Origin of the sequence: Sulfurirhabdus autotrophica (genome assembly GCF_004346685.1) — a bacterium.
Classification (GTDB): domain Bacteria; phylum Pseudomonadota; class Gammaproteobacteria; order Burkholderiales; family SMCO01; genus Sulfurirhabdus; species Sulfurirhabdus autotrophica.
The window spans coordinates 37,674-60,159 of the sequence record NZ_SMCO01000007.1; the positions used below are offsets into that span (position 1 = coordinate 37,674).

Below are 22,486 nucleotides of genomic sequence, written 5' to 3' on the forward strand. Positions count from 1 at the left end.
GTATAATAGGCAGTTTATTTCAAATCGAAGTCAGGTTTTCAGGCCATATGAATGTTTTTTATGAGGAAGACGGCGGGTTTAAAGTGGGCGCCGTTCTTGCCGACAACACTACTTCGCTCCAGGTTGAAGCGCCGCACGGCAAACGCAGCAAAATTAAAGCAGGTACAGTTCTGCTCAAATTCGAGAAGCCTGCACTGAGCGAGTTCATGGAACAAGCTCAGCACGTTGCAGATGAGCTGGATGCTGATTTTTTATGGGAATGCAGTAATCAGGACGAGTTCGGATTTGCGGATCTCGGCCTGGAATATTTTGGCCACGCCCCCAGTACGGTAGAAGCCGCAGGCTTGCTGATCAAGCTGCATGGCTCGCCCATGCATTTCTATAAAAAAGGGAAGGGCCACTACAAAGCCGCACCGGAAGAATCTTTGAAAGCCGCGCTTGCCAGCGTGGAGCGCAAGCGTTTGCAAGCATTGCAACAGGCGGAATATACAGCGCAACTAACCGGGTTTTCTTGCCCGGAAGCACTCTTGCCGCAAATCAATATGCTGCTGTATCGGCCGGATAAAAATACCATCGAGTACAAGGCCCTGGAACAGGCTTGTCATGATACGGGGTTGACGCCACCCAAGCTGCTGGAAAAATGTGGTGCGATTCCCTCTTCTCATGATTATCATTTCAACGCATTTCTGTTCGAGCATTTCCCCAAAGGAATTGAATTTGGTGAAATTGGTGAATTTGATATTCCGCAGGATCTGCCGGAAAGCAATGTTTCCGCATTCAGTATTGACGATGCAACGACAACTGAAATCGATGATGCCTTTTCCCTGATTCATTTGCCCAATGGCAACTGGCAAGTCGGTATTCATATTGCCGCGCCAGCACTGGGGTTTGGTCCTGGCTCCCGGTTGGATGAAATTGCCCTTGAGCGTTTGTCTACTGTGTATATGCCCGGTAATAAAATCACCATGCTGCCAGATGCGCTGGTGAATGCGTATACGCTGGAAGCGACAAAATCATGCCCCGCTCTTTCCATGTACCTGGAAATAGAGTCAGCTGATTATTCAGTTGTGTCATCGGTGACGCGCATTGAACGCGTCAAGATTGCGGCAAATTTACGGCATGACACGCTGGAACCATTATTTAATGAAGATACTTTGGCTCGCGGCGGACCAGATTACCCGTTCAAGAAAGAGCTGGGTATTCTCTGGGAGCTGGCAAATCGGCTTGAAATCGGGCGAGGCAAGCAAGGCAGTAACATCGGTACGGATTACAGCTTTGTGGTTAAAGATGATCGCATAGCAATTACTGACCGGAAACGGGGTAATCCTATAGATAAAGTTGTGTCCGAACTGATGATTTATGTCAACTCTCGCTGGGCCAAGATGTTATCTGAAAAGGGCGTAGCTGGGGTTTTTCGTTCGCAATTTAACGGTAAGGTACGTTTAAGCACGACACCGGGCAAACATATCGGGCTGGGCGTGGATCAATATGCCTGGGCCAGTTCACCGTTGCGCCGTTCCATGGATTTGCTGAATCAGCGCCAATTGATTGCTTTGGTACGTGGCGAACCCGCCCCATACGCTTCAAACAGCGAGGTGCTGCTCGGCGCGGTGAGCGATTTCGAATTAGCGAGTGAAGCCTACAATAGTTTCCAGCGAAATATGGAACGGTACTGGTGCTTGCGTTATGTATTGCAAGAAGGTATCAATGAGGCGAGTGCGACCGTGCTGAAAGAAAATCTCATCCGGCTCGATACACTGCCGCTGGTGACGCGTGTTCCTTCCATGCCGGAATTACCACCTGGTACACAAGTTCAGGTAGCGCTTTCCAATGTTGAATTGCTTGATTTGGCATTTGGGTGCGAATTCAAGCATCGGATCGAGTTGCAATGACAAATGCGTGAAGATTGCTTACACTGCACCAAGTATTCATTAAAAGGATGACCCCGTCACGTGAGCTTTGTGACCTCATTTCAGCGTAATTTTTTAAGATTCGACTATGCAACCCAGCTGACCATTGCTGTGAGCCTGTCGGTAGTGTTGCATGGTATTTTTCTATTTGGGGTCAATTTCAAAATACCGGACCCTAAAAAGTTTGACAGCGCCAATTCGCCGATGGAAGTAGTGCTGGTGAATAGTAAATCCGCTACCAAACCAACCCATGCGGATGCCCTCGCGCAAGCCAATCTGGATGGAGGTGGCAATACTGATCTGGATCGCCGCGCTAAAAGTCCTTTGCCGGTTTTAAGCAAACAGCAGCCTCAGCCGGAAGAAGCACAGAAAGCGCAACAGGTTCAGGCGCTGGAGCAACAGGCGCAAAAATTGATGATGCAGGTTAAGTCCACATTCAGCCAGGATCAAACAGAAGAACCGCAACAGAAACCCACTGAAAAATCAGTTGCGCCAAATGCAACGCAGATGGCAGCAAAAGCGCTGGAAATGGCCAGACTGGAAGCGCAGGTTTCCAAAGATTGGGATTCATATCAAAAACGGCCTAAACGTATGTTCGTTGGTGCCAGAACAAAAGAATACAGTTTTGCGCGTTATGTCGAGGACTGGCGCATCAAGGTAGAAAGAGTGGGTAACCTCAATTACCCTGAAGAAGCCAAACAGCAAAAACTGTATGGCAGCCTGCAGTTGACCGTTTCTATCAAAGCCGATGGCAGTCTGGAAAATGTGGAAATAAACCGTTCATCTGGCCATATAACGCTTGATCAGGCGGCAGTGCGTATTGTGCGGCTAGCAGCCCCTTATGCTCCTTTCACGGAAGAGATACGTCAAAAAGTCGATATTCTCAGCATCACCCGCACATGGATTTTTGCGCGCGGCGACCAGTTGTCCAGCATGGGTGCCGAGTAACGATTCCTTCTAAGGTCATAAATTGCATAGAGAAAATTTATGATATAATCGCTTTTTTTTATAATCCTGAAATCATCAGTTGCACGCAGTAGATGCGTTTGTCTCAGCCCTGTGCCGTGAGGGGCGTCCAATACGACTCGTGTCATGCGTTAAGTAATAGCCCAATTCAACTGTCGGTCCCAGGGTTAGCGTATATATTTTATTTTTTTAGGCTTAGGAATTTATCATGCATAACGGCACTACCATTACGCAATTCATTATTGAAGAACAACGCCATATCGCCGGCGCGACCGGTGATTTCACCTCGCTACTGAATGATATTGTTACAGCTTGTAAAGTGATTTCCAATGCGGTGAATAAAGGCGCCTTGATTGGTGTTATGGGCAGTGCCCAGTCTGAAAACATCCAGGGCGAAACGCAGAAAGAACTGGATGTGATCACCAACGAAATTTTCATCAAGTCCAACGAGTGGGCGGGTCACCTGGCTGCGATGGCTTCCGAAGAAATGGAAGAAATCTACCCCATCCCGGCACAATACCCACGTGGTAAATACCTGTTGGTGTTTGATCCACTGGATGGTTCCAGTAACGTGGATGTGAACATCTCCGTTGGTACTATTTTCTCTATCTTGCGTTGCCCGGGTGATGGTACCAATGCAACTGCCGAGTCTTTCCTGCAGCCAGGTACCGAGCAAGTGTGTGCTGGCTATGCGCTCTACGGTTCATCCACCATGCTGGTGCTGACTACCGGCCATGGTGTTAACGGCTTTACTCTGGATCGTGATATTGGTGAGTTTGTGCTTACTCACCCTAAAATGACCATTCCTGAAGATACCAAAGAGTTTGCAATCAACGCATCCAACCAGCGTTTCTGGGAAGCGCCTGTTCAGCGTTATGTTGAAGAGTGCCTGGCAGGTAAAACCGGTCCTCGTGGTAAAGACTTCAACATGCGTTGGGTAGCTTCCATGGTGGCTGAAGTGCATCGTATTCTGACCCGTGGTGGTATCTTCATGTATCCAAAAGATACTAAAGACCCTGCCAAGGCAGGTAAATTACGCTTGATGTACGAAGCCAACCCAATGTCCTTTATCGTTGAACAGGCAGGTGGTGCAAGCTGGACCGGTCGTGAACGTATTATGGAACTGAAACCTGAAGGCCTGCATCAGCGTGTGCCAGTGTTACTGGGTTCAAAAAATGAAGTTGAAACAGTTGTTTCTTATCACAAGCAGGCTTAAGGGCAAGTATTTGTAAATAGCGCTTAACCACCTGTAATATTCATAAAGGCGCCCAGTCATTGATTAAGAATGACTGGGCGCCTTTATTTATGGTGTTGCGGAAAATGTACCACGAAAATGCTAGATGAAATTTCCCTTTATAGAATGGAATACTTTGAATAAATTACAAAAATCTTCTATATTACAAATAGTTTATGATATACTTAATTAGTAGATTCATAAATTCTAATATTGTGGTTGCATAGAGGGCCTCTTAAAAATGGAGGCCCTCTTTTATTTTGCTATTCGTAGTCCTGCTGCTTGCGTTTCCGGTTGAAGTTTCAACTTGTTGTACTGAGCTGTCAGCGAGTGGACTAATTTTTGTTTACAAGATTATACGAGATTAGATATGAACTATTTAAATATGTTGAGCCGAATTGGGATAGCAAGTCTGGCACTTGCGTTGAGCGTTACAGCAAAAGCAGAAACGGGTGTAACCGATCATTCGATTGTTTTAGGTCAATCCGTGGTTTTGAGTGGTCCTTCAGCGGAGCTGGGACAAGAAATGCGCGATGGTGCTAAAGCCTATTTCGATTATGTTAATTCACAAGGTGGTGTGAATGGCCGAAAAATCGAACTGAAAACACTGGATGACGGCTATGAGCCGGCACGAGCAGTAGAAAACACGAAAAAACTGATTGCAGAAGAAAACGTATTTGCCTTGTTTGGCTATGTTGGTACGCCAACCAGTAAAGCTGCGCTGCCCGTTTTTACCGAAGGCAAAGTGCCATTTTTTGGCGCATTTACGGGCGCGGAATTATTGCGTGATCCAGTTAATCGTTATGTATTTAACGTCCGCGCCAGTTACTACGATGAAACTGAAAAAATCGTCAATCATCTGACCAAACTGGGTTTGACTAAAATAGCGATTTTTTATCAGAATGATGCTTATGGTCAGGCTGGTCTGGCTGGTGTCGAGCGCGCGTTAAAAAAACGCAATATGAGTCTTGCTGGTTCCGGTACGGTAGAGCGAAATTCAGTCAACGTGACTGCAGCGGTAAAATCAATCAGCGCTGCCAAGCCGCAAGCGATCATCATGATCAGCGTGTATAAATCTGAAACTGAATTCGTCAAGCAGATGAAAGCGGCTATTGGGTACACGCAATATTATACGATATCATTTGTTGGAAGTCGTTCCCTGGCACGCGAATTAGGGCCAGATGCTGCCGGTGTTTCAATCTCTCAAGTAGTGCCGATGCCGTTTGATGAGAAAGTTCTGGTAGTGAAGGAATATCATAAGATAATGAAAAAGTTCGCACCGCAAAGCCCTATCGGTTTTACAAGTCTGGAAGGCTTTATTGCAGCGAATGCTTTTGTAGAGGGTTTGAAGCGGGCAGGTAGCAATCTGACCCGTGAAAGACTGGTAGAGGCATTAGAAAAAATGGATACTGATATAGGTGGTTTCCGTGTTCGCTTTAGTCCGACAAGCCATAGTGGTTCAAAGTTTACGGATCTAACCGTGATTACAAAGGAAGGCACTTTCAGAAACTGATCGTAATTCAGGGCGCACCTGCAATGTATAACCAGGTGCGCCCTGAACTTACCAAACCATCTTTCCTATTCTGTTTTAAATTCCAGGCACGATCATCTATCAGCACTAAGGCACCGGCAATATTCTTAGCAATACTAGATCTGGGATGCTGGGAAATATTGAATCCATGCTATGAGTAAGATAGGATTACTTTTTTAGCTGGCTATATAAAAAGCTAAATCTGGTATTTACATCGTACTTTCCAAGCAATAATTCATTAATGCTGCATTGGCATTCGCCCATAATTATTAAAATTCGAAAAAAGGAGAAGCAGAGCATGAAAGTGTCCTCCATATTAGAAACAATAGGCCATACGCCGCATGTCAGAATTAATCGTTTATTTAACAAAAACATTGAAGTATGGATGAAGCTGGAGCGCGCCAATCCAGGTGGCAGTATTAAAGATCGTATTGCGTTGGAAATGATTGAAGAGGCGGAGCGAACCGGTAAAATCAACGCAGGGACTACGATTATCGAGCCTACATCCGGGAATACGGGTATAGGCTTGGCAATGGTGGCGGCAGCCAAGGGATATAAATTAATTTTGACCATGCCCAAGTCTATGTCAATTGAACGTCGCCGTTACATGACCGCATTGGGTGCCAAACTGGAATTGACCCCGCCGGAAAAAGGGATGGGTGGCGCAATTGAACGTGCGACAGAAATGGTAAAAGAAATTGAAAATGCCTGGATGCCTCAGCAGTTTGAAAACCCGGCAAATGCAGAGGCGCATCGCAAAACAACCGCACAGGAAATACTGGATGACTTTCCAGAAGGTATTGATTATTTGATAACCGGTGTCGGGACGGGTGGCCACATCACGGGTTGTGCTGAAATACTGAAAGCAAAGTTTCCAAAACTTCAGGTTTTTGCCGTAGAACCAACAGAATCAGCCGTATTGAGTGGTGGAGAAAAAGGGCCGCATGCATTGCAGGGGATAGGCGCAGGCTTTGTACCAAAAGTTTTGAACCGGTCGATACTGGATGGCGTAATCACTGTGGACGCTAAAGATGCGTTTAATTTTGCCAACCGTTGTGTGCGAGAAGAGGGGATTTTTATTGGTATCTCCAGTGGTGCTTCTCTGGCTGCAATCAACAACAAATTGAGAGAAATTCCAGAAGACAGTCGCGTGCTGACTTTTTGCTATGACACGGGTGAACGTTACCTTTCCGTAGAAGGTTTGTTTGGATGAGTTTATCTTAATGTGAGTACTTTGCGACTGAGGCAAACAGTCAGATGGGGGGTGCAGTAAGCTCACTATTGGATTAATGTATGCCATAATATGAACATGCAAAACGTGAATCTGACAGATCATTTCCTTATCGCCATGCCGAACATGGCAGATTCTTATTTCGCCAAAACCCTCACTTATATCTGTGAGCATAATGAGGAAGGGGCATTGGGAGTAGTAATCAACCAGCCCATTGATATGACGTTGCAAGCTTTGTTTGAGCAGATTGAAATAGAGTTGCAGCCAGAAGAACTGAAAGAGTTTAAAGTCAATTATGGTGGCCCGGTGCAAATGGATCGGGGTTTTGTGCTGCACCAGCCGGTTGGCGAATGGCAGTCTACCTTGGCAATGAACAATAATCTGGGTTTGACCACATCCAAAGATATTCTGCACGCTGTCGGCCGGGGGGAAGGACCAGAAAAAATACTGGTCACGCTCGGCTATGCAGGATGGGGGCCGGGGCAACTGGAGCAGGAGCTTGCCCAAAATGCATGGCTCACTGTTAAAGCATCGTCCCATGTTATCTTCGATTTGCCTCATGAAGAACGGTTGCAGGCGGCAATGGATATTTTGGGTATCAACCCGGCATTTTTGTCAGAAGATGCGGGACATGCTTAATGTCGTGAATCAAATCATCACTGTAAATCGCAATTTGAGTTGAATGAATCCAGAATCAGGCAAGTCAGACCTTCCGATCACCTACCCGTCCGTTGGCAGCGTACTGTCCTTCGATTTTGGTGAAAAGCGAATCGGTGTAGCATTGGGTGAATTATCTATAGGTATGGCACACCCCCTCGCGACTATCAGCGAAGAAAGCAACGAAAAACGCTTCACGTCAATTGCTGCGCTGATCAAGGAGTGGCAGCCTGTCTTGCTGGTGGTGGGGTTGCCAGCACATATGGATGGCACGGAACATGCCCTGTCCGCATTGTGTCGCAAGTTTGCCAGACGGCTGGAGGCACGTTTTAATATAAAAACCACACTGGTTGACGAACGATTGACATCCGTTGAAGCGGAACAAACCTTGAAAGATCTCGGGGTGCGGGGAAAAAAACAAAAGCCGATGCTGGATCAGGTAGCGGCGCAGCATATTTTACAAACTTTTCTGGATGGACAATAACATGCAACTACCTGATGTGGAGGTGCTGACGCAGGAACTTGCGCAGAAAGTTAAGCCTCATCTCACAACCAACAGCGCCCTGGTGGGAATCCATACAGGGGGCGTCTGGCTGGCACAGGCTTTGCACACAAAGCTTGGTGCCGATATACCACTAGGCATGCTGGATATTTCATTTTATCGCGATGATTTCAGTAAAGAAGGATTGCATCCTGAAGTGAAACCTTCTGACATGCCCTTTGATGTGACTGGCCGTGATGTAATTCTGGTAGATGATGTACTGTACACCGGGCGAACCGTTCGCGCTGCCATTAATGAGCTGTTTGATTACGGGCGGCCAGCGAGTGTTCAGCTTGTAGTGCTGGTAGACAGGGGCGGACGTGAGCTGCCTTTCTCCGCGCAGTTTGTCGGGTTCAGTTTGCCGTTGGAAGAAGGCCAAAATATCCAGTTAATGCAGGATGAACATGGCAAACTGACTTTAGAACTGAAAGAAGTGGTTGCTTCTACCAGTTGAAAAGAGAATTTTCTCTAATGGCGCGCAAGTTGCGCGATCAGTTATAATGTTGCCCACTTACACATACCGCCGGAAGCAAGCCTATGCTCAATAACCCGCAAATCAATAAAAACGGTGAACTGCAGCATTTGCTGTCAATTGAAGGGCTTCCGGTAGAAATAGTCCGGCACATACTGGATACCGCAGAACCGTTTGTTTCTGTTGCAGAACGAGAAGTGAAGAAAGTACCGCTGCTACGCGGCAAAGCCATTTTCAACCTGTTCTTCGAACCCAGTACCCGTACCCGTACTACATTTGAAATTGCCGCAAAGCGCTTGTCAGCAGACGTGATCAACCTGAATATCAGCGCCTCCTCCCAATCCAAAGGGGAAACTCTGCTGGATACGGTTGATAATCTGGCCGCCATGCAGGCCGATATGTTTATTGTACGCCACGCGCAATCGGGCGCTGCCCACCTGATTGCACGCCATGTGGCGCCACATATACATGTGGTCAATGCCGGGGATGGTCGTCATGCACATCCTACGCAAGGCCTTCTGGATGTGTTTACCATACGCAAGTTCAAAAAAGAATTCACCAATCTGCGTGTGGCGATTGTCGGTGATGTCATGCACTCCCGCGTTGCTCGCTCGCAGATACATGCCCTTAATATTCTGGGCGTACCCGAAGTGCGTGTCATCGCTCCCAAAACCTTGTTGCCCACTGGCGTAGAACAGCTGGGAGTGCATGTTTACAATGACATGACTAAAGGCTTGAAGGACGTGGATGTAGTGATCATGCTACGGCTTCAGAATGAGCGCATGCGCGGAGCGCTACTGCCCAGCGCGCAAGAGTATTTTAAATATTATGGCCTGACGGCAGAAAAACTGGCGTATGCCAAACCCGATGCAATTGTAATGCACCCCGGGCCGATGAACCGGGGTGTCGAAATTGATTCAACCGTGGCGGATGGCGCGCAGTCGGTTATTTTGCCGCAAGTGACTTACGGAATTGCAGTGAGGATGGCGGTAATGAGTATTTTGGTGGGAGCTGGATCATAATGAAAATCCACATCAAAGGTGGCCGCGTAGTGGATCCCAAAAATGGTATCGATACCATACAGGATGTTTTTATAGCAGCAGGGAAAATTGTTGCCACTGGCAATGCACCCGAAGGTTTTCATGCAAACCGCGTGGTTGAAGCAACAGGTCTGGTTGTTTCACCGGGGCTGGTCGATTTATCTGCCCGTTTGCGTGAACCCGGCTTTGAATACAAGGCAACCCTCTCCAGCGAAATGGCAGCGGCAGTGGCTGGCGGTGTGACCAGTCTGGTTTGCCCGCCCGATACTGATCCGCCTTTGGATGAACCGGGCCTGGTACAAATGTTAAAGCACCGGGCTAAAGGGTTGAATCAGGCACGGGTGTTCCCTTTAGGCGCTTTAACGCAAAAGCTGGCTGGAACGCAGTTGACAGAAATGGCTGAGCTCCATGATGCGGGCTGCATTGCATTTTCTCATGGCGATGTTGCGCTGAACGATACTTTAGTGATGATGCGGGCAATGGAATATGCCGCAACCTTCGGTTACACCGTCTGGTTGCGCCCTCAGGATGCATTGTTATCCAAAATCGGAGTGGCCCATGATGGCGAGGTAGCCACGCGACTGGGGCTGCCTTCTATTCCTTCCTGTGCGGAAACCATTGCGCTCTCAACTATATTGCTATTGGCTAAACAAACCGGCGCTAAAGTGCATATTTGTCGTCTTTCAAGCAGTGAAGCCATTGATATGGTGCGCACGGCAAAAAAACAGGGTATGGATATCAGTTGCGATATTGGTGTGCATCATGCTCACTTGAGTGAAATGGATATTGGTTTTTTTGATTCCAACTGCCGGTTAATCCCTCCATTGCGAAGCCTGCGCGACAAAGATGCGATACGTAACGGATTAAAAGATGGCACCATTGATGTCGTGTGTTCCGATCACACGCCAGTGGACGATGATGCCAAGATTCTACCCTTTGCGGAAGCTGAACCCGGTGCTACCGGGTTGGAATTGTTACTGCCATTGACCCTTAAATGGGCAACAGAAATGAAAATCCCGCTGGTGCAAGCATTGGCAAAAGTGACCGTTGAACCTGCCAAGGTATTGGGTATTGATAATGGTCACCTGGGCGTTGGGCAAGCAGCCGATATATGTATTTTCGACCCGGAAGTGTATTGGAAGATCGAGCCAAAGGCGCTCAAAAGCCAGGGGAAAAATACCCCGTTCCTGGGAATGGAGTTGCAAGGGAAAGTGCGCTATACATTGGTAGAAGGGCATGTTGTGTACGAGAGTACGCACTAGGAGTTAATCTGAAAAAGGCAGGTGATTAACCTGCAGAGGCGCTGAGACGCAGAGAACAGCAAAGCTTATTATTCTAAACATTTACCAAATGGTGGATAAATAGAATATCGAGGACTATCTGTTTTCCTCCGCGCCTCAGCGCCTCTGCGGTTGGATTGAATCAGTTTAAACGCCGTAACTTTTATATAGCTTAATATAATGCTCAGCCGAGTAATTAAAATAGGCAATCTCATCAGCGGTGAGTGCCCGCAGTTGTTTAACCGGTCTGCCAAGATACAGATAACCGCTTTGCAACACTTTGCCTTCTGGCACTAAACTCCCCGCTCCAACCAGTACCTGAGGTTCCAGAACGGCTTTATCCATGATAATGGAGCCCATCCCAACCAGACATTCGTCGTGAATAGTACAGCCATGCAATATTACACTATGGCCGATAGTGACTCGGCTGCCGATAATGAGCGGAGCGCCTTCCGGGTTTTGGGGTGTTTTATGACTGACATGCAGCATGCTCAGGTCTTGAATATTGGTCCCACTGCCTATATTTATACTATTAACATCCCCTCTGATCACTGCATTACACCAGATTGAGCAATGCTCAGCGATGGATACTTCACCAATAATCTGTGCGCTGTGATGCACAAAAGTGCCAGCTGCAATTTCAGGTGAACTGCCATGGTGAGGGGTGATATTGGAAGTGCTGTGCATGAATACAACTCCTGTTAAGTCATCATAGTATAATGAATTTTTACGCCTAACTGAAAGCCAACAATCATGAACCCATTACTCGATTTTTCCGGTCTGCCGCGTTTTAACGAAGTAAAACCTGAACTCGTCAGCCCCGCCATAGAAGCGCTGCTGAAAGAAAATCGTGCGCTGATTGAACGCCTGCTGGCAGAAGATAGCGCGCCGAGCTGGGAAAGTTTTGTTGGCCCGATGGAAGACGCCAATGAGCATTTATCCCGAGCATGGGGTCAGGTTTCTCACCTTAATGCAGTGGTAAACAGCCCGGAATTGCGTGAAGTCTACAATGAAAATCTCCCCAAAATTACGCAGTATTATGCAGAACTGTCGCAAAATCAGGGGCTTTACGAGAAATTCAAGCAAATTAAAGCATCCCGTGAATACATGGTGCTGACGCCAGCACAGAAAAAGATTGTAGAAAATGAGTTGCGAGACTTTCGCCTGGGCGGCGCGGAATTAGCAGATGATCAGAAAGAACGCTTCATGCAGATTCAGGAAGAGCTATCTCAGTTATCCAGTAAATTTGAAGAAAATTTGCTGGATACCACCAATGGTTACTCGCTGATCATGGATGACAAGGCAGAACTGGCAGGCTTGCCGGATGATGCCTTGGAAGCCGCTCAGGAAGCCGCAGCCAGCGATAATCAAACCGGCTGGAAATTTACCCTGCACGGTCCATCCTATATGCCGGTGATGCAATACGCAGAAAACCGCGAACTGCGGGAAATATTGTATCGGGCCTATGTAACCCGTGCTTCCGAGTTTGGAAATCCGGATTGGGACAACACGGAACTGATCAACAAGATTTTGAAATTGCGTCAGGAAGCAGCCCATATGCTGGGATTTGCCAACTATGCGGAAATTTCCCTCGCCGCCAAAATGGCCGAAACCCCCAAGCAGGTGCTGGATTTTCTCAATGATTTAGGGAAAAAAGCCAAGCCTTATGCTGAACGTGATTTAGAGGAACTGCAGCAGTTCGCCCGTGAAGAGCTGGGTATGGAAAAACTGGCTGCATGGGACATTGGTTTCGCCAGCGAAAAATTGCGCCTGAAGCGTTACGCTTTCTCTGATCAGGAAGTGAAACAGTATTTCCCGGAAACGGTGGTCATGCCGGGCATGTTCAAAGTAGTGGAAACCATTTACGGGTTGTCAATCAACCCCTCAAAAGCCCCTGTCTGGCACCCTGATGTGAAGTTTTTTGATATCACGGATAAAACCGGTCAACTGGTCGGTCAGTTTTATGTCGATCTGTATGCCCGCATGAACAAACGTGGCGGCGCCTGGATGGATGATGTGATTACGCGCCGGCGTAAAGCGAAAGAAATTCAAACCCCGGTGGCGTACCTCAACTGCAATTTCTCTGCACCAGTAGGTGGCAGACCGGCACTATTTACCCACGATGAAGTCATTACCTTGTTCCATGAGTTCGGCCACGGTTTGCATCATCTGTTAACCAAAGTAGAAGACCTGGGTGTTTCCGGCATTAATGGTGTGGAGTGGGATGCGGTAGAACTACCCAGCCAGTTTATGGAAAACTTCTGCTGGGAATGGAATGTGCTCAAGCACATGACCAAACACGTCGAAACCGGTGAGCCGTTACCACGGGAATTGTTTGACAAAATGCTGGCTGCCAAAAACTTCCAGAGCGGTTTACAAACCATGCGCCAGATCGAGTTTTCGCTTTTCGACATGCACATGCATTACGACTACACACCCGGTGGCGATAAATCCGTACTGGATTTGATCAATGAAATTCGCCAGCAGGTTGCCGTCATCATTCCCCCGGAATTTAATCGCTTCCCTAATAATTTCTCCCATATATTTGCGGGTGGTTACGCGGCTGGCTATTACAGCTACAAATGGGCAGAAGTGCTCTCTGCGGATGCTTATAGTCTGTTTGAAGAAAACGGTGTGTTAAGTGAAGAAGTTGGGCACCGTTTCTGGAGTGAAATTCTGGGTGTGGGGGGTAGTCGTTCTGCACTGGAGTCTTTTGTCGCGTTTATGGGACGGGAGCCGTCGATCGATGCGTTGCTGCGCCATAATGGGATGAGTTGATTCTATCAGGTGTAATATGCCTGTTTCATCTGTTAAACAGGCATATGCTAGAATTAAGGCGCTTGATCGATTACAAGATTAGGGATTGGTTGTATTATTGGCACGCAAAGTCCTTTGCTTTAATAAAAAGCATCATTCTTCCTTGCCCTGCGCTCTGCTATTGCCTTTTGTTGCTCTTGGGGAGTAATTGGCGTATCCAATATTTTGTTTTCTTCGATGACTTTCGGATCCCTACATCGGACACCGTGATTGGCCTCACAATCCGCGATTAGTTTTTTTTCCTGCTGCTTACGAAATTGGTCAGCATCTTCATGACTACTATTACTGCTAGCTTGAGTACTGGGTGCTTGGCTATCACGCCTGCGCTCAAGGTCTTGAACCACCTTTTTTTCGTTCAAAACGCGGCGGTGAGCTTCCGCCGAAGACTCGCTGGAGATTCCTGCATTGATCTGTAGAGTCTTACCTCCGGAGGTGCATGGGGTTGCTTGATAGGTTGTTTTTCCGTTTACCACACATTTGAAAACTTCCGCAGCATATACATGTTGAAACCAAGTTGCGGACAGGAAGATTACTGCAAGGGCTTTCAGTACTTGCATGGTGTCTACAGTGGTGTTTCGACTCATGGTTCGTTTAATCCTTCTTCAGAGTAGCTTCGCAAATAGAGAATCGGTAATGCCCACACCGAATATTGGTTTACCGAAATGTCGGCTTACAGTGAAACATTCTGCGCGACGGTTGATAAAAAATCAATTTACGCGGGATATTAGTATCCTTGTTATAGGGTTTCCTGCATAAACAAAATATTTCCTGGAGAATCCATGTGACGAGGCGATCCAATATTTAACCGCTTCCCCAATAATTTATCCCCTAACTTAGTGGGTGATTACGCAGGGAGCAATTACAGCTACAAGTGGGCAGACTATAGCCTGTTTGAAGAAAATAGTGTGTTAAGTGAAGAAGTAGGATAGCGTTTTTGGAGTGAAATACTAGGTGTGGGTGGAAGCCGTTCAGCACTGGAGTTATTTGTCGCGTATATGGGATGGGAACCGTCGATCGATGCGTTGTTGCGGCATAATGGGATGAGCTGATTCTATCTGATATAGTCTTCTTATCTATAGACAGCAGTGTGCCAAAACCTGTCGTTTGGATCTTCATTCGTTAGCAGCTAGTCCGTAATAGCTTGATTGAAAACAGTGGCGTATTATTCAGGTGCATCATATGCAAAAAAAATAATGCCAAATCGTACAAGCAAGTGTGCGACTTCGCTCTTTCCTGTCATTGCTCTAGGCAGTAAGACCGCACAGTGCCCGTCACCTCTACCTTGAAGTTGTAAGAATCTTGTTTTCACAGCCGGATAAATAGAAATGACGAAAAAGATGACCACAGACGAGTTTAAGTTGAAGGCATCGGAAGTACATGGTAAGCGCTATGACTATTCTGAGTCGGTCATAATTAACACAAAAACAAAGGTAAAAATTGTTTGCCAGGAACATGGTCTTTTTGAGCAAACCCCAGCTAACCATTTACAGGGTATGGGTTGCTTGCTTTGCGGCTTCAAGAACGCAGGGCAATATCACAAGAAGGACACCAAATCATTCATCGAAGAAGCTAAGGCCATACACAGTGACTTTTATGACTACTCTCTATCACAATACAAAGGCGCTAGAGAAAAAATAACTATCATATGTCCTAAGCACGGTAATTTTGAGCAAGTTGCCCATGTTCATTTGCGAAATAGTGTTGGCGCAGGGTGTGAACGCTGTTCTTATGAGAAACGAGGCGAGCATTCAAGAATGCCCTTTGAGGAGTTTCGGTGCCGTGCGAATGAAGTTCATGAAGGTTTTTATGACTATTCTGCTGCCGAGAAGGAATTCGCCAGCACAACCGATAAAATCACGATCATATGCACACTCCATGGACCATTTCTTCAGACCCCTAGCGGACATCTTGCCGGAAGGGGGTGTTCGGCCTGTAGTGCCTCTCGACTATCCTATAAATTCATAAAATCAAATGACGCGTTTATTCGTGACGCTAGAAAAGTTCATGGAGACAAATACGACTATTCAAAGGTTGAGTACGCCGGCGCGTTCATAGGTGTTGAAATAAGCTGTCCGCTCGATGGTGTTTTTGTGCAGAGTCCGACTAGTCACCTAAGTGGAATAGGATGCCCGAAATGTAGTCGGCGAAATCAAGGGGCGCCGAGGAACTTGACTCGCGCACTACGAGGTGAGTTTGACGACGGCAAAGAAGCGTTCGTCTATGTTGTTAGCTTTAAGCTGCCTTGTACTAACTTATTTCTGTACAAAATTGGCAGTGGGACCGGTAGTCGAATGAAAACGGTGATTAACGAAATAAAGCGTGTTGGAGGGTACGACCCAACAATTAGCCACTGCCTTTTCTCCAGCACAGGGGAAGCCATTGTGTTTGAGCACTTAGCTCATGAACAAGTGCGTCACCATCAATTCATCGTCCCAATTGAATTCAAGTTTCATGGCCATTCAGAAGTATTTGTGAAATCACCGATTCTTGATGCCCTTGAGAATCACCCTACTCTAACGATATTCCGATCAGGCAAACGGTGGGACCCAAGGGTTACAAATAGCAGCAAATGACCGCTTTGCTCTGACCTTTAGGTCGGCTTGGGGTCGAACTTTGTCTTTCGCGAATGGTTAAGTTGAGAGAATTTTATTTGTTTTTCATCGCTTGAGTAATCCGTTCCAAAGCATCAATGACAATATGACGGGGCGCCCCAATATTTAACCGCATAAATCCGCTCCCCCCTTCACCAAAGACCGTTCCAGGGTTCATACCCACCTTGGCCCCATGGACGAAGAAATCCTTTAACGCTTGATCATTCAACCCCATTGCCCGGCAATCCAGCCATAACAGATAGGTACCTTCAGGCTGAATGAGCTTTATCTCTGGGAGTTTTTTAGCTAGATAATCGCTGACGAAGTTTTTGGTGTCGTTGAGATAGTCCAGCAGACTATCCAGCCAAGCCTCGCCTTCGCGGTAGGCTGCTTCAAATGCCGTAATGCTGAAGGGGTTGGAATGGCCCAGATGCAGGGTGTCGAATACGGTTCTGATGGCAGAGCGGTGTTCCGGGTTTGGCACGATCAGACTGGATAGCCCAAGGCCGGGGATGTTGAAGGTTTTACTAGGTGCGACGGCGCTAATCAGGTTATCGGCTTCTTCTGCCAATGTTGCCAGAACAGTGTGACGCTGATCGGGGTATACCAGATCAGCATGAATTTCGTCAGACAAAACCATCATATTGTATTGCCGCGCAATGCGTAAAATTTCTTTAAGATCTTCTTTGTTCCAGACGCGACCTACTGGATTGTGTGGTGAGCACAGCAGCAAGAGGCGTGCTCCATCTGCGGCGCACTGTTCGAGATGAGAGAAATCAATGGAATAACGCCCATTGTTTAATAGCAGAGGGTTCTGGACTAATTGTCGCCCAGTTGTAGTGACGGCAGAGAAAAAGGGGAAATAGACCGGGGGCTGTACGATTACTTTTTCGTTTGGCTGGGTAAATGCCAATACTGCAGCATGCAACGAAGGTACTACACCGGGTGACATGATGATCCATTCCCGCTGGATATCCCATCCATGGCGTTTTTTCATCCAGTTGATCAGCGCATCGTAAAGGCTGTCTGGATAGAAGGTGTAGCCATAAACTGGGTGAGCGGCGCGTACTTCCAGGGCGCGGGTGATGGCTTCTGGTGCAGCAAAGTCCATGTCTGCCACCCAAAGGGGTAGGACGTCCTGTGTGCCAAAATAGCCTTTGCGCCCATCATGTTTGACGGAAGCGGTGCCTTCGCGCGGGATGACTTTGTCAAAATCGAAGCTCACGCAATCCGTTCCCAAATAGTGGCTTCGGACAAGGTGTGCTGGAATTTTCGTTTGGTTTCGCGAATGACGAAGGGCACTGCCAACGGGCCTTGAACCAGGTGAAAATGTTTGCCGAGGATGGCTTTGAGGCCATCCAGTGTGCTGAAATTTTCGCCATCTTTTTTGAATCCACCTATCCATTGCTCTTTTTTGGTATGTTCTTCCAGCCAGGTGTAGGGAGAGGTGAGTAACAATATGCCGCCCATATTCAGCCGTTCATGTACAGCACTCAGGAATTTCGATGGGCTGTAAAGCCGGTCTATCAGGTTGGCAGCAAGTATCAGATCATAACCGGTGAACTGGGGTTTGAGATTGCAGGCATCTCCCTGGAAAAATGTCACTTTGTTTCTCACTTCGTTCAGACCCAGATCGACCAGTTTGCGTTCTTTGTAACTGACCAGTTCTCCCTCATCGGCCAGGGTGTAGCGCAGTACGCCTTGTTCAGCAAGTTTGACGCCCATGCCAATGAAGCGCGCAGAAAAGTCGATTCCGGTGACCTGATCAAAATGCTTTGCCAGTTCAAACGTGGCGCGCCCTGCTGCGCAACCCAAATCCAATGCCGTGCGGGCGGGTTTGTTGCCCATAGCCTGAATGGCAAGATGTGCCAAGGCTTCAGAGAAATTCTGGATGCCAAAATATTCATCGCCATAATGAAACTCTGCATACTCGGAAAGCAGTTTGTCGGTTTCGTAGTGTGAGGTATTCACTGTGGCAGGCGTCTCTGAGACAACGTAGCGAAAACCGGCATGCTGGAAAAAATGACGGCGAAAAGCGTAACGGGCACTGTATTGGGACTCGTTTCCGCAGGAAATCCACGATCCGCCTTTCATGATATTATGCCGGCCATCAAAAGTGGGGGTGGTGAAATCGTCGTAAAGCGGATGTACCTCAAAACCCTCAAAGGGGTAAATCGGCGTTTCAGTCCATTGCCAGACATTGCCCACTACATCATATAGTTCACCATGGCTAAATTCGGTAATGGGGCATGAAGAAGCGTAGCGATCAAGATGAATATTGGCCGTAGCTTTCTGGTCAGCCGGAATGGCGTTTAAGCCTGAAATATCATACAGGCGATACCATTCGTCTTCCGTTGGCAAGCGCACCGGATGGCCGGTCTGCTGTTTTTTCCAATTACAGAAAGCTTTGGCTTCGTGATAGTTTACCTCAACCGGCCAGTCCCATGGCATGGCAACGACTTCTGTCATCAGGCGCAATTGCCACTCGTGGCCATAAGCAATCCAGAAAGTGGGGTGTGCTGCATGGGTATAGTTTTTCCAGGACAGACCTTCTTCTTCCCAGAAGGCATCGTTTGTGTAGCCTTTAGCTTCAACAAAATCCAGAAACTCCTGATTGCTCACCAGATAACGGCTGACCTGAAAATCGGGTATTTCTGCCGTGTGCAGTCCGTATTCATTATCCCAGCCATAAAATGCATCGGATTTTTGATTATCTAGATGAACGATGCCTTCAGGTATATGTACCAGATTATTTTCGGGCGCAGTACCGGATTTTTGGCAGGCTTCCCACAATGAATGGGGTTCGACAAATTGCAGTGCATGCTGGCGGATTAGTACGGATGAAGTTTCAAGATGAATGCGCTCGTGTTCGATCCCCATGATGATCGGCCACCATGGGTTTTCCCAGTTTATGGGTAGCGTTAACGGAGTGGTCTGAATGACGGTATCGACAGTTTGACGTATGGCATTTCGGTAAGTCATAACCTGATGGACAGTAGGCCATTCGTAGCGGGTTTCGCTCAGATCATCCCAGCTCATTTCGTCCACACCTACGGCAAAAATAGACTCAAATTCAGGGTTAACCCGATCCTTCACCAATCCAGCCAGAAGCAGTTTATTGATGAAAAAGGTGGCGGTGTGGCCGAGGTAAAATATCAGGGGATGTCGGAGGGGCGTGGCTTTCTTGTAATAAGCTTCGTCACTGGTGAGGACTTCAAACAGTTTTTCGTAAAGGTCGAATGTGCTGTGGAAGTATTCACGTATTTCCTGCCGTTTCTGTTCGGGATCGCCGTTATTCAGTTTTGGGGTGCGGTTAATCAGATTGCGCAACATACTTTCTACTCTTAATATGTGACCAGTTAAAATTTTATACCGGATTTTCTTGCAGAATGATTAGTCGTTAAAATTACTTTTTCCTTACATGGGAGAAAGCATTTACTGGTTCTTTCCGGATGAATTTGCCATGTTAGCACGCTCTACCGCTTGGGGCGGTTTTCCAATGCATTTATTCGAAGCAGCGCCCAGACAACTCAAAATTTAATTTTAGCACCAGAAAAAACGGTTAATTACTTGTGTAATGAGACCGTGTGAGCATGCCGCTATTCCATTAATTGTAAAGATTTTGTATTTCATTATGTTGGTTGTCATGACAGCTGAATAGTGTTGTGCTATAAATAAGTTTATCTGAACCAGTCAGGGGCAATCGATTGCCTCTGATTCTCTGTTCGGCAATATGGAGGTCGCAATGCGTATTACAATTGTTTATTCTACTTTCACTGCAGCTGTACTGCTCGCTTACTCTCAGATTGGTCTTGCTGATAATGCTTCCGTCAAGATCACTTCTCCATCGGAGGGTGCCACACTGGACGCCATGGCTCAGAACAAGGTGGCCTATGAAGTCGTACCCGGTCCCAAGGGGGACCATGTTCACCTTTATGTGGATAATAAGGAAGTGGCTATTCTGCGTCAGCTAAAGGGCAGCTACACAATGGAAACGCTGGCAACGGGCAAGCATGATATTTGTGTCAAGGTTGTAAATAAAGGTCATACGCCTATTGGCGTGGAACAGTGTGTCAAAGTGACTGTCAACTAACATCGGTGGATCTGCAAAATCTGGCCTATACGGCCATACAGATAGTACATAATTTTGGCGCTGCGGCTGTAGTTGGCAGCGGCGTGTTTGCGCTATGGTCAGGACCTTGGCAAGCAGCGGCACGTAAACCACTGGCATGGGTAATGCTGGCAGGGTGGGTAGCGCAAGCTGCCAGTGGCGGCGCTTTTGGCGGAGTCAGCTGGGTTTATTACGGGCAGTTTCCGGATATTCATGGTGTTGCTATCATTGCGCTGTCGATCAAAGTAGCATGCGCTGCTGCGGGTATTCTGCTCGCCGCAGCATACATTAATAAGGGCAGTAACTGGAGCGAAAGCGCGCAGCAGAATACCTGGCGTATTCTTGCTGTGCTGGCCATCATTGCGCTGACTGCTGCTGCATTTTTGAGGTGGTTTTCCTGAAATGTGATTCAGTATTTCAGGGTAAGTGAGTGAAGTGCGCGCCCTGATTCGCTTCCAGTTTCTCGCGATATTGCCTGCTTAGTGCATTGAATCTAGGAGTGGGGCCAATATCTTCATAGATAGGATCATCCTGTTCATCACGTGCAATTTCCTTGCTGCCCTGTACATAGGGCATGGCACGTTCAAGTTCATTCAACGCTGCGGTCAGTAATTCTGTGATGATTTCTGTTTCACTTCGTAAGGGATACATTTCAGTCAGTGCGGCAATTTTTGCAGCATCACGTAGCGGTAGATGAATGCGGTATTCTCTCGCGGTTAAATGACCGCCTCCTGCGCGTTCCCATTCCCTGACAAGGTCGGCTATTTGCATCGTTTTCCTCCTATAGTTTTTAGCATTTATTGGCTATGAAAATTTGTGGAAGTAGCTTCATCATTGCCCTAGTCGGTCAATGAATTTCATGAAATGGTAGTGTGAATAAGAATTCATTGATTTTAAATATAGCATCTGACTGAAAAACGACCATATTTTGAATTACATTAAATGGTTATCTTGTTCCTTTGAAAAGATGCATTTTAGCGATAAAGAAAATTTGGTCTATAGTGAAATGAGCGCTGCTTAAAGCTCGTCCAGTTGCAAATTCCAGCTTTATTTTTAGGAGGGTAATTTCGATGCAAGTTTCTGCTATGGAGCAGACAATTTTAGATTTGACTGCCCCGGCCAAAGGCATTCTTGCAGCAGATGAAAGCACCGGCACGATGGAGAAGCGTTTGAAAAATGTCGGTGTGCAGTCCACCAAGGAAACGCGGCGCAGTTACAGGGAGTCCTTGTTTACGTCACCAGGGCTGAACAATTATATAAGCGGCGTGATTTTATTTGAAGAAACACTCAATCAGCGCAGTGAATCTGACGTACCTTTGCCGCAATTATTGTCTGCGCAGGGCATTGTGCCAGGGATCAAAGTGGATAAAGGCACTCAGGCACTTTCAAATTTTCCCGGTGACAAATGGACACAAGGCCTGGATGGTCTTTCTGAGCGACTTGCAGGATATAAGGAGTTGGGTGCATGTTTTGCAAAATGGCGTGCGGTATTTACGATAGGCGACGGTATTCCTTCATACCCTGTTATATCGGTTAATGCGGAAAGCCTGGCTCGTTATGCTGCTATCTGTCAGTCGCTCGATATAGTGCCAATTGTAGAGCCGGAAGTACTGATGGACGGAAACCATACTATCGAGCGCTGTGCCAGTGTGACAGAGCAGGTGCTGGAAACAGTTTTCCACTGCCTGCACAAGCATCGTGTGGTGCTCGAACATATGTTGTTAAAACCCAATATGGTTCTTCCAGGCAAAGACTGCTCACAGCAAGCAACACCGGAGGAAATTGCAGTAGCAACGTTGCGGTGTTTCTGCCGAACGATACCTGTCGCCGTGCCGGGGATCAATTTTCTTTCCGGCGGGCAAAGCGATGAAGCCGCCACGGCTAATCTTAACGCGATCAATGTCTGCGCAGGGCAAAAGCCTTGGCAACTAAGCTTTTCTTATGGCCGGGCATTACAGGCCCCTGCGCTAAAGGCATGGCATGGCGAAGCGGCAAATCAAAAAGCAGGCCAGCAAGCATTGCTGAAACGCGCACGCCTGAATAGCCTTGCGCGACAGGGAAAGTATCATACAAACATGGAAAACGAATAGGGTGAATCACATCGT

General features: G+C 47.2%; 20 protein-coding genes and 1 pseudogene. 16 read left to right on the forward strand and 5 right to left on the reverse strand.

Annotation, left to right across the window (positions count from 1 at the left end):
- The first annotated feature begins 47 nt into the window (after positions 1-47).
- From EDC63_RS08810 to EDC63_RS08855, 10 genes are all read left to right on the forward strand, one after another.
- Entirely contained in the window at positions 48-1,892 is a 1,845-nt protein-coding gene (locus EDC63_RS08810; RefSeq protein WP_124945181.1) for a ribonuclease catalytic domain-containing protein, read from the forward strand.
- Positions 1,893-1,952: 60 nt separating this feature from the next.
- On the forward strand, positions 1,953-2,858 hold the full coding sequence (locus EDC63_RS08815; protein WP_223248162.1) for a TonB family protein: 906 nt from the start codon (positions 1,953-1,955) through the stop codon (positions 2,856-2,858).
- A gap of 226 nt (positions 2,859-3,084) precedes the next feature.
- The gene (locus EDC63_RS08820) at positions 3,085-4,092 is read left to right on the forward strand and encodes a class 1 fructose-bisphosphatase (protein WP_124945182.1); all 1,008 of its coding nucleotides are present in this window, start codon (positions 3,085-3,087) and stop codon (positions 4,090-4,092) included.
- Positions 4,093-4,480: 388 nt separating this feature from the next.
- Positions 4,481-5,623 (forward strand): ABC transporter substrate-binding protein, encoded by a 1,143-nt coding sequence (locus tag EDC63_RS08825; protein ID WP_124945183.1) that lies wholly within the window; start codon positions 4,481-4,483, stop codon positions 5,621-5,623.
- A gap of 316 nt (positions 5,624-5,939) precedes the next feature.
- Entirely contained in the window at positions 5,940-6,854 is a 915-nt protein-coding gene (gene cysK, locus EDC63_RS08830) for a cysteine synthase A (protein ID WP_124945184.1), read from the forward strand.
- Between the two features lie 96 nt (positions 6,855-6,950).
- On the forward strand, positions 6,951-7,511 hold the full coding sequence (locus tag EDC63_RS08835) for a YqgE/AlgH family protein (protein WP_124945185.1): 561 nt from the start codon (positions 6,951-6,953) through the stop codon (positions 7,509-7,511).
- A gap of 43 nt (positions 7,512-7,554) precedes the next feature.
- Positions 7,555-8,013, forward strand: coding sequence for a Holliday junction resolvase RuvX (gene ruvX / locus EDC63_RS08840; protein ID WP_124945186.1), 459 nt, complete (start codon positions 7,555-7,557; stop codon positions 8,011-8,013).
- A 1-nt stretch (position 8,014) separates the two neighbouring features.
- Positions 8,015-8,524, forward strand: coding sequence for a bifunctional pyr operon transcriptional regulator/uracil phosphoribosyltransferase PyrR (pyrR, locus tag EDC63_RS08845; RefSeq protein ID WP_124945187.1), 510 nt, complete (start codon positions 8,015-8,017; stop codon positions 8,522-8,524).
- A gap of 83 nt (positions 8,525-8,607) precedes the next feature.
- Entirely contained in the window at positions 8,608-9,564 is a 957-nt protein-coding gene (locus tag EDC63_RS08850; protein ID WP_124945188.1) for an aspartate carbamoyltransferase catalytic subunit, read from the forward strand.
- On the forward strand, positions 9,564-10,844 hold the full coding sequence (locus EDC63_RS08855; RefSeq protein ID WP_124945189.1) for a dihydroorotase: 1,281 nt from the start codon (positions 9,564-9,566) through the stop codon (positions 10,842-10,844). The genes EDC63_RS08850 and EDC63_RS08855 overlap by 1 nt, the downstream gene beginning before the upstream one ends.
- 165 nt (positions 10,845-11,009) lie before the next feature.
- Here EDC63_RS08855 and EDC63_RS08860 read toward each other — a convergent pair whose 3' ends face one another.
- Positions 11,010-11,549, reverse strand: coding sequence for a gamma carbonic anhydrase family protein (locus tag EDC63_RS08860; protein ID WP_124945190.1), 540 nt, complete (start codon positions 11,547-11,549; stop codon positions 11,010-11,012).
- A 66-nt stretch (positions 11,550-11,615) separates the two neighbouring features.
- Here EDC63_RS08860 and EDC63_RS08865 point away from each other — a divergent pair, with 66 nt between their 5' ends.
- Positions 11,616-13,640: a M3 family metallopeptidase gene (locus tag EDC63_RS08865; protein ID WP_124945191.1), complete on the forward strand. Its 2,025-nt coding sequence runs from the start codon at positions 11,616-11,618 to the stop codon at positions 13,638-13,640.
- A gap of 119 nt (positions 13,641-13,759) precedes the next feature.
- Here EDC63_RS08865 and EDC63_RS08870 read toward each other — a convergent pair whose 3' ends face one another.
- Complete coding sequence (locus EDC63_RS08870; protein WP_124945192.1) at positions 13,760-14,263, reverse strand: DUF4124 domain-containing protein; 504 nt, start codon at positions 14,261-14,263, stop codon at positions 13,760-13,762.
- A gap of 210 nt (positions 14,264-14,473) precedes the next feature.
- Here EDC63_RS08870 and EDC63_RS18785 point away from each other — a divergent pair.
- A pseudogene (locus EDC63_RS18785) lies at positions 14,474-14,728 on the forward strand (M3 family metallopeptidase); the annotation flags it as partial.
- 276 nt (positions 14,729-15,004) lie between these two features.
- A complete protein-coding gene (locus EDC63_RS08880) occupies positions 15,005-16,252 on the forward strand; it encodes a DUF723 domain-containing protein (protein ID WP_124945193.1) in 1,248 nt (415 codons plus the stop codon).
- Positions 16,253-16,325: 73 nt separating this feature from the next.
- Here the strand turns inward: EDC63_RS08880 and EDC63_RS08885 are convergent, their stop codons facing one another.
- Together EDC63_RS08885 and ovoA are read right to left on the reverse strand one after the other, a co-directional pair.
- Positions 16,326-17,495 carry a MalY/PatB family protein gene (locus tag EDC63_RS08885; protein WP_124945194.1) on the reverse strand — a complete coding sequence of 390 codons (1,170 nt, stop codon included), beginning with the start codon at positions 17,493-17,495 and terminating at the stop codon, positions 16,326-16,328.
- A complete protein-coding gene (gene ovoA, locus EDC63_RS08890) occupies positions 17,492-19,603 on the reverse strand; it encodes a 5-histidylcysteine sulfoxide synthase (RefSeq protein WP_124945195.1) in 2,112 nt (703 codons plus the stop codon). Before ovoA ends, EDC63_RS08885 begins: the two co-directional genes overlap by 4 nt.
- A gap of 412 nt (positions 19,604-20,015) precedes the next feature.
- Between ovoA and EDC63_RS08895 the strand changes: the two genes are divergently transcribed.
- Together EDC63_RS08895 and EDC63_RS08900 are read left to right on the forward strand one after the other, a co-directional pair.
- Positions 20,016-20,363 (forward strand): hypothetical protein, encoded by a 348-nt coding sequence (locus tag EDC63_RS08895; protein WP_124945196.1) that lies wholly within the window; start codon positions 20,016-20,018, stop codon positions 20,361-20,363.
- A 5-nt stretch (positions 20,364-20,368) separates the two neighbouring features.
- A complete protein-coding gene (locus tag EDC63_RS08900; RefSeq protein WP_124945197.1) occupies positions 20,369-20,782 on the forward strand; it encodes a hypothetical protein in 414 nt (137 codons plus the stop codon).
- A 16-nt stretch (positions 20,783-20,798) separates the two neighbouring features.
- Here EDC63_RS08900 and EDC63_RS08905 read toward each other — a convergent pair whose 3' ends face one another.
- On the reverse strand, positions 20,799-21,152 hold the full coding sequence (locus EDC63_RS08905) for a pilin assembly protein (RefSeq protein WP_124945198.1): 354 nt from the start codon (positions 21,150-21,152) through the stop codon (positions 20,799-20,801).
- A gap of 299 nt (positions 21,153-21,451) precedes the next feature.
- Here EDC63_RS08905 and EDC63_RS08910 point away from each other — a divergent pair, with 299 nt between their 5' ends.
- Positions 21,452-22,471 carry a class I fructose-bisphosphate aldolase gene (locus EDC63_RS08910; protein ID WP_124945199.1) on the forward strand — a complete coding sequence of 340 codons (1,020 nt, stop codon included), beginning with the start codon at positions 21,452-21,454 and terminating at the stop codon, positions 22,469-22,471.
- Positions 22,472-22,486: the final 15 nt, after the last annotated feature.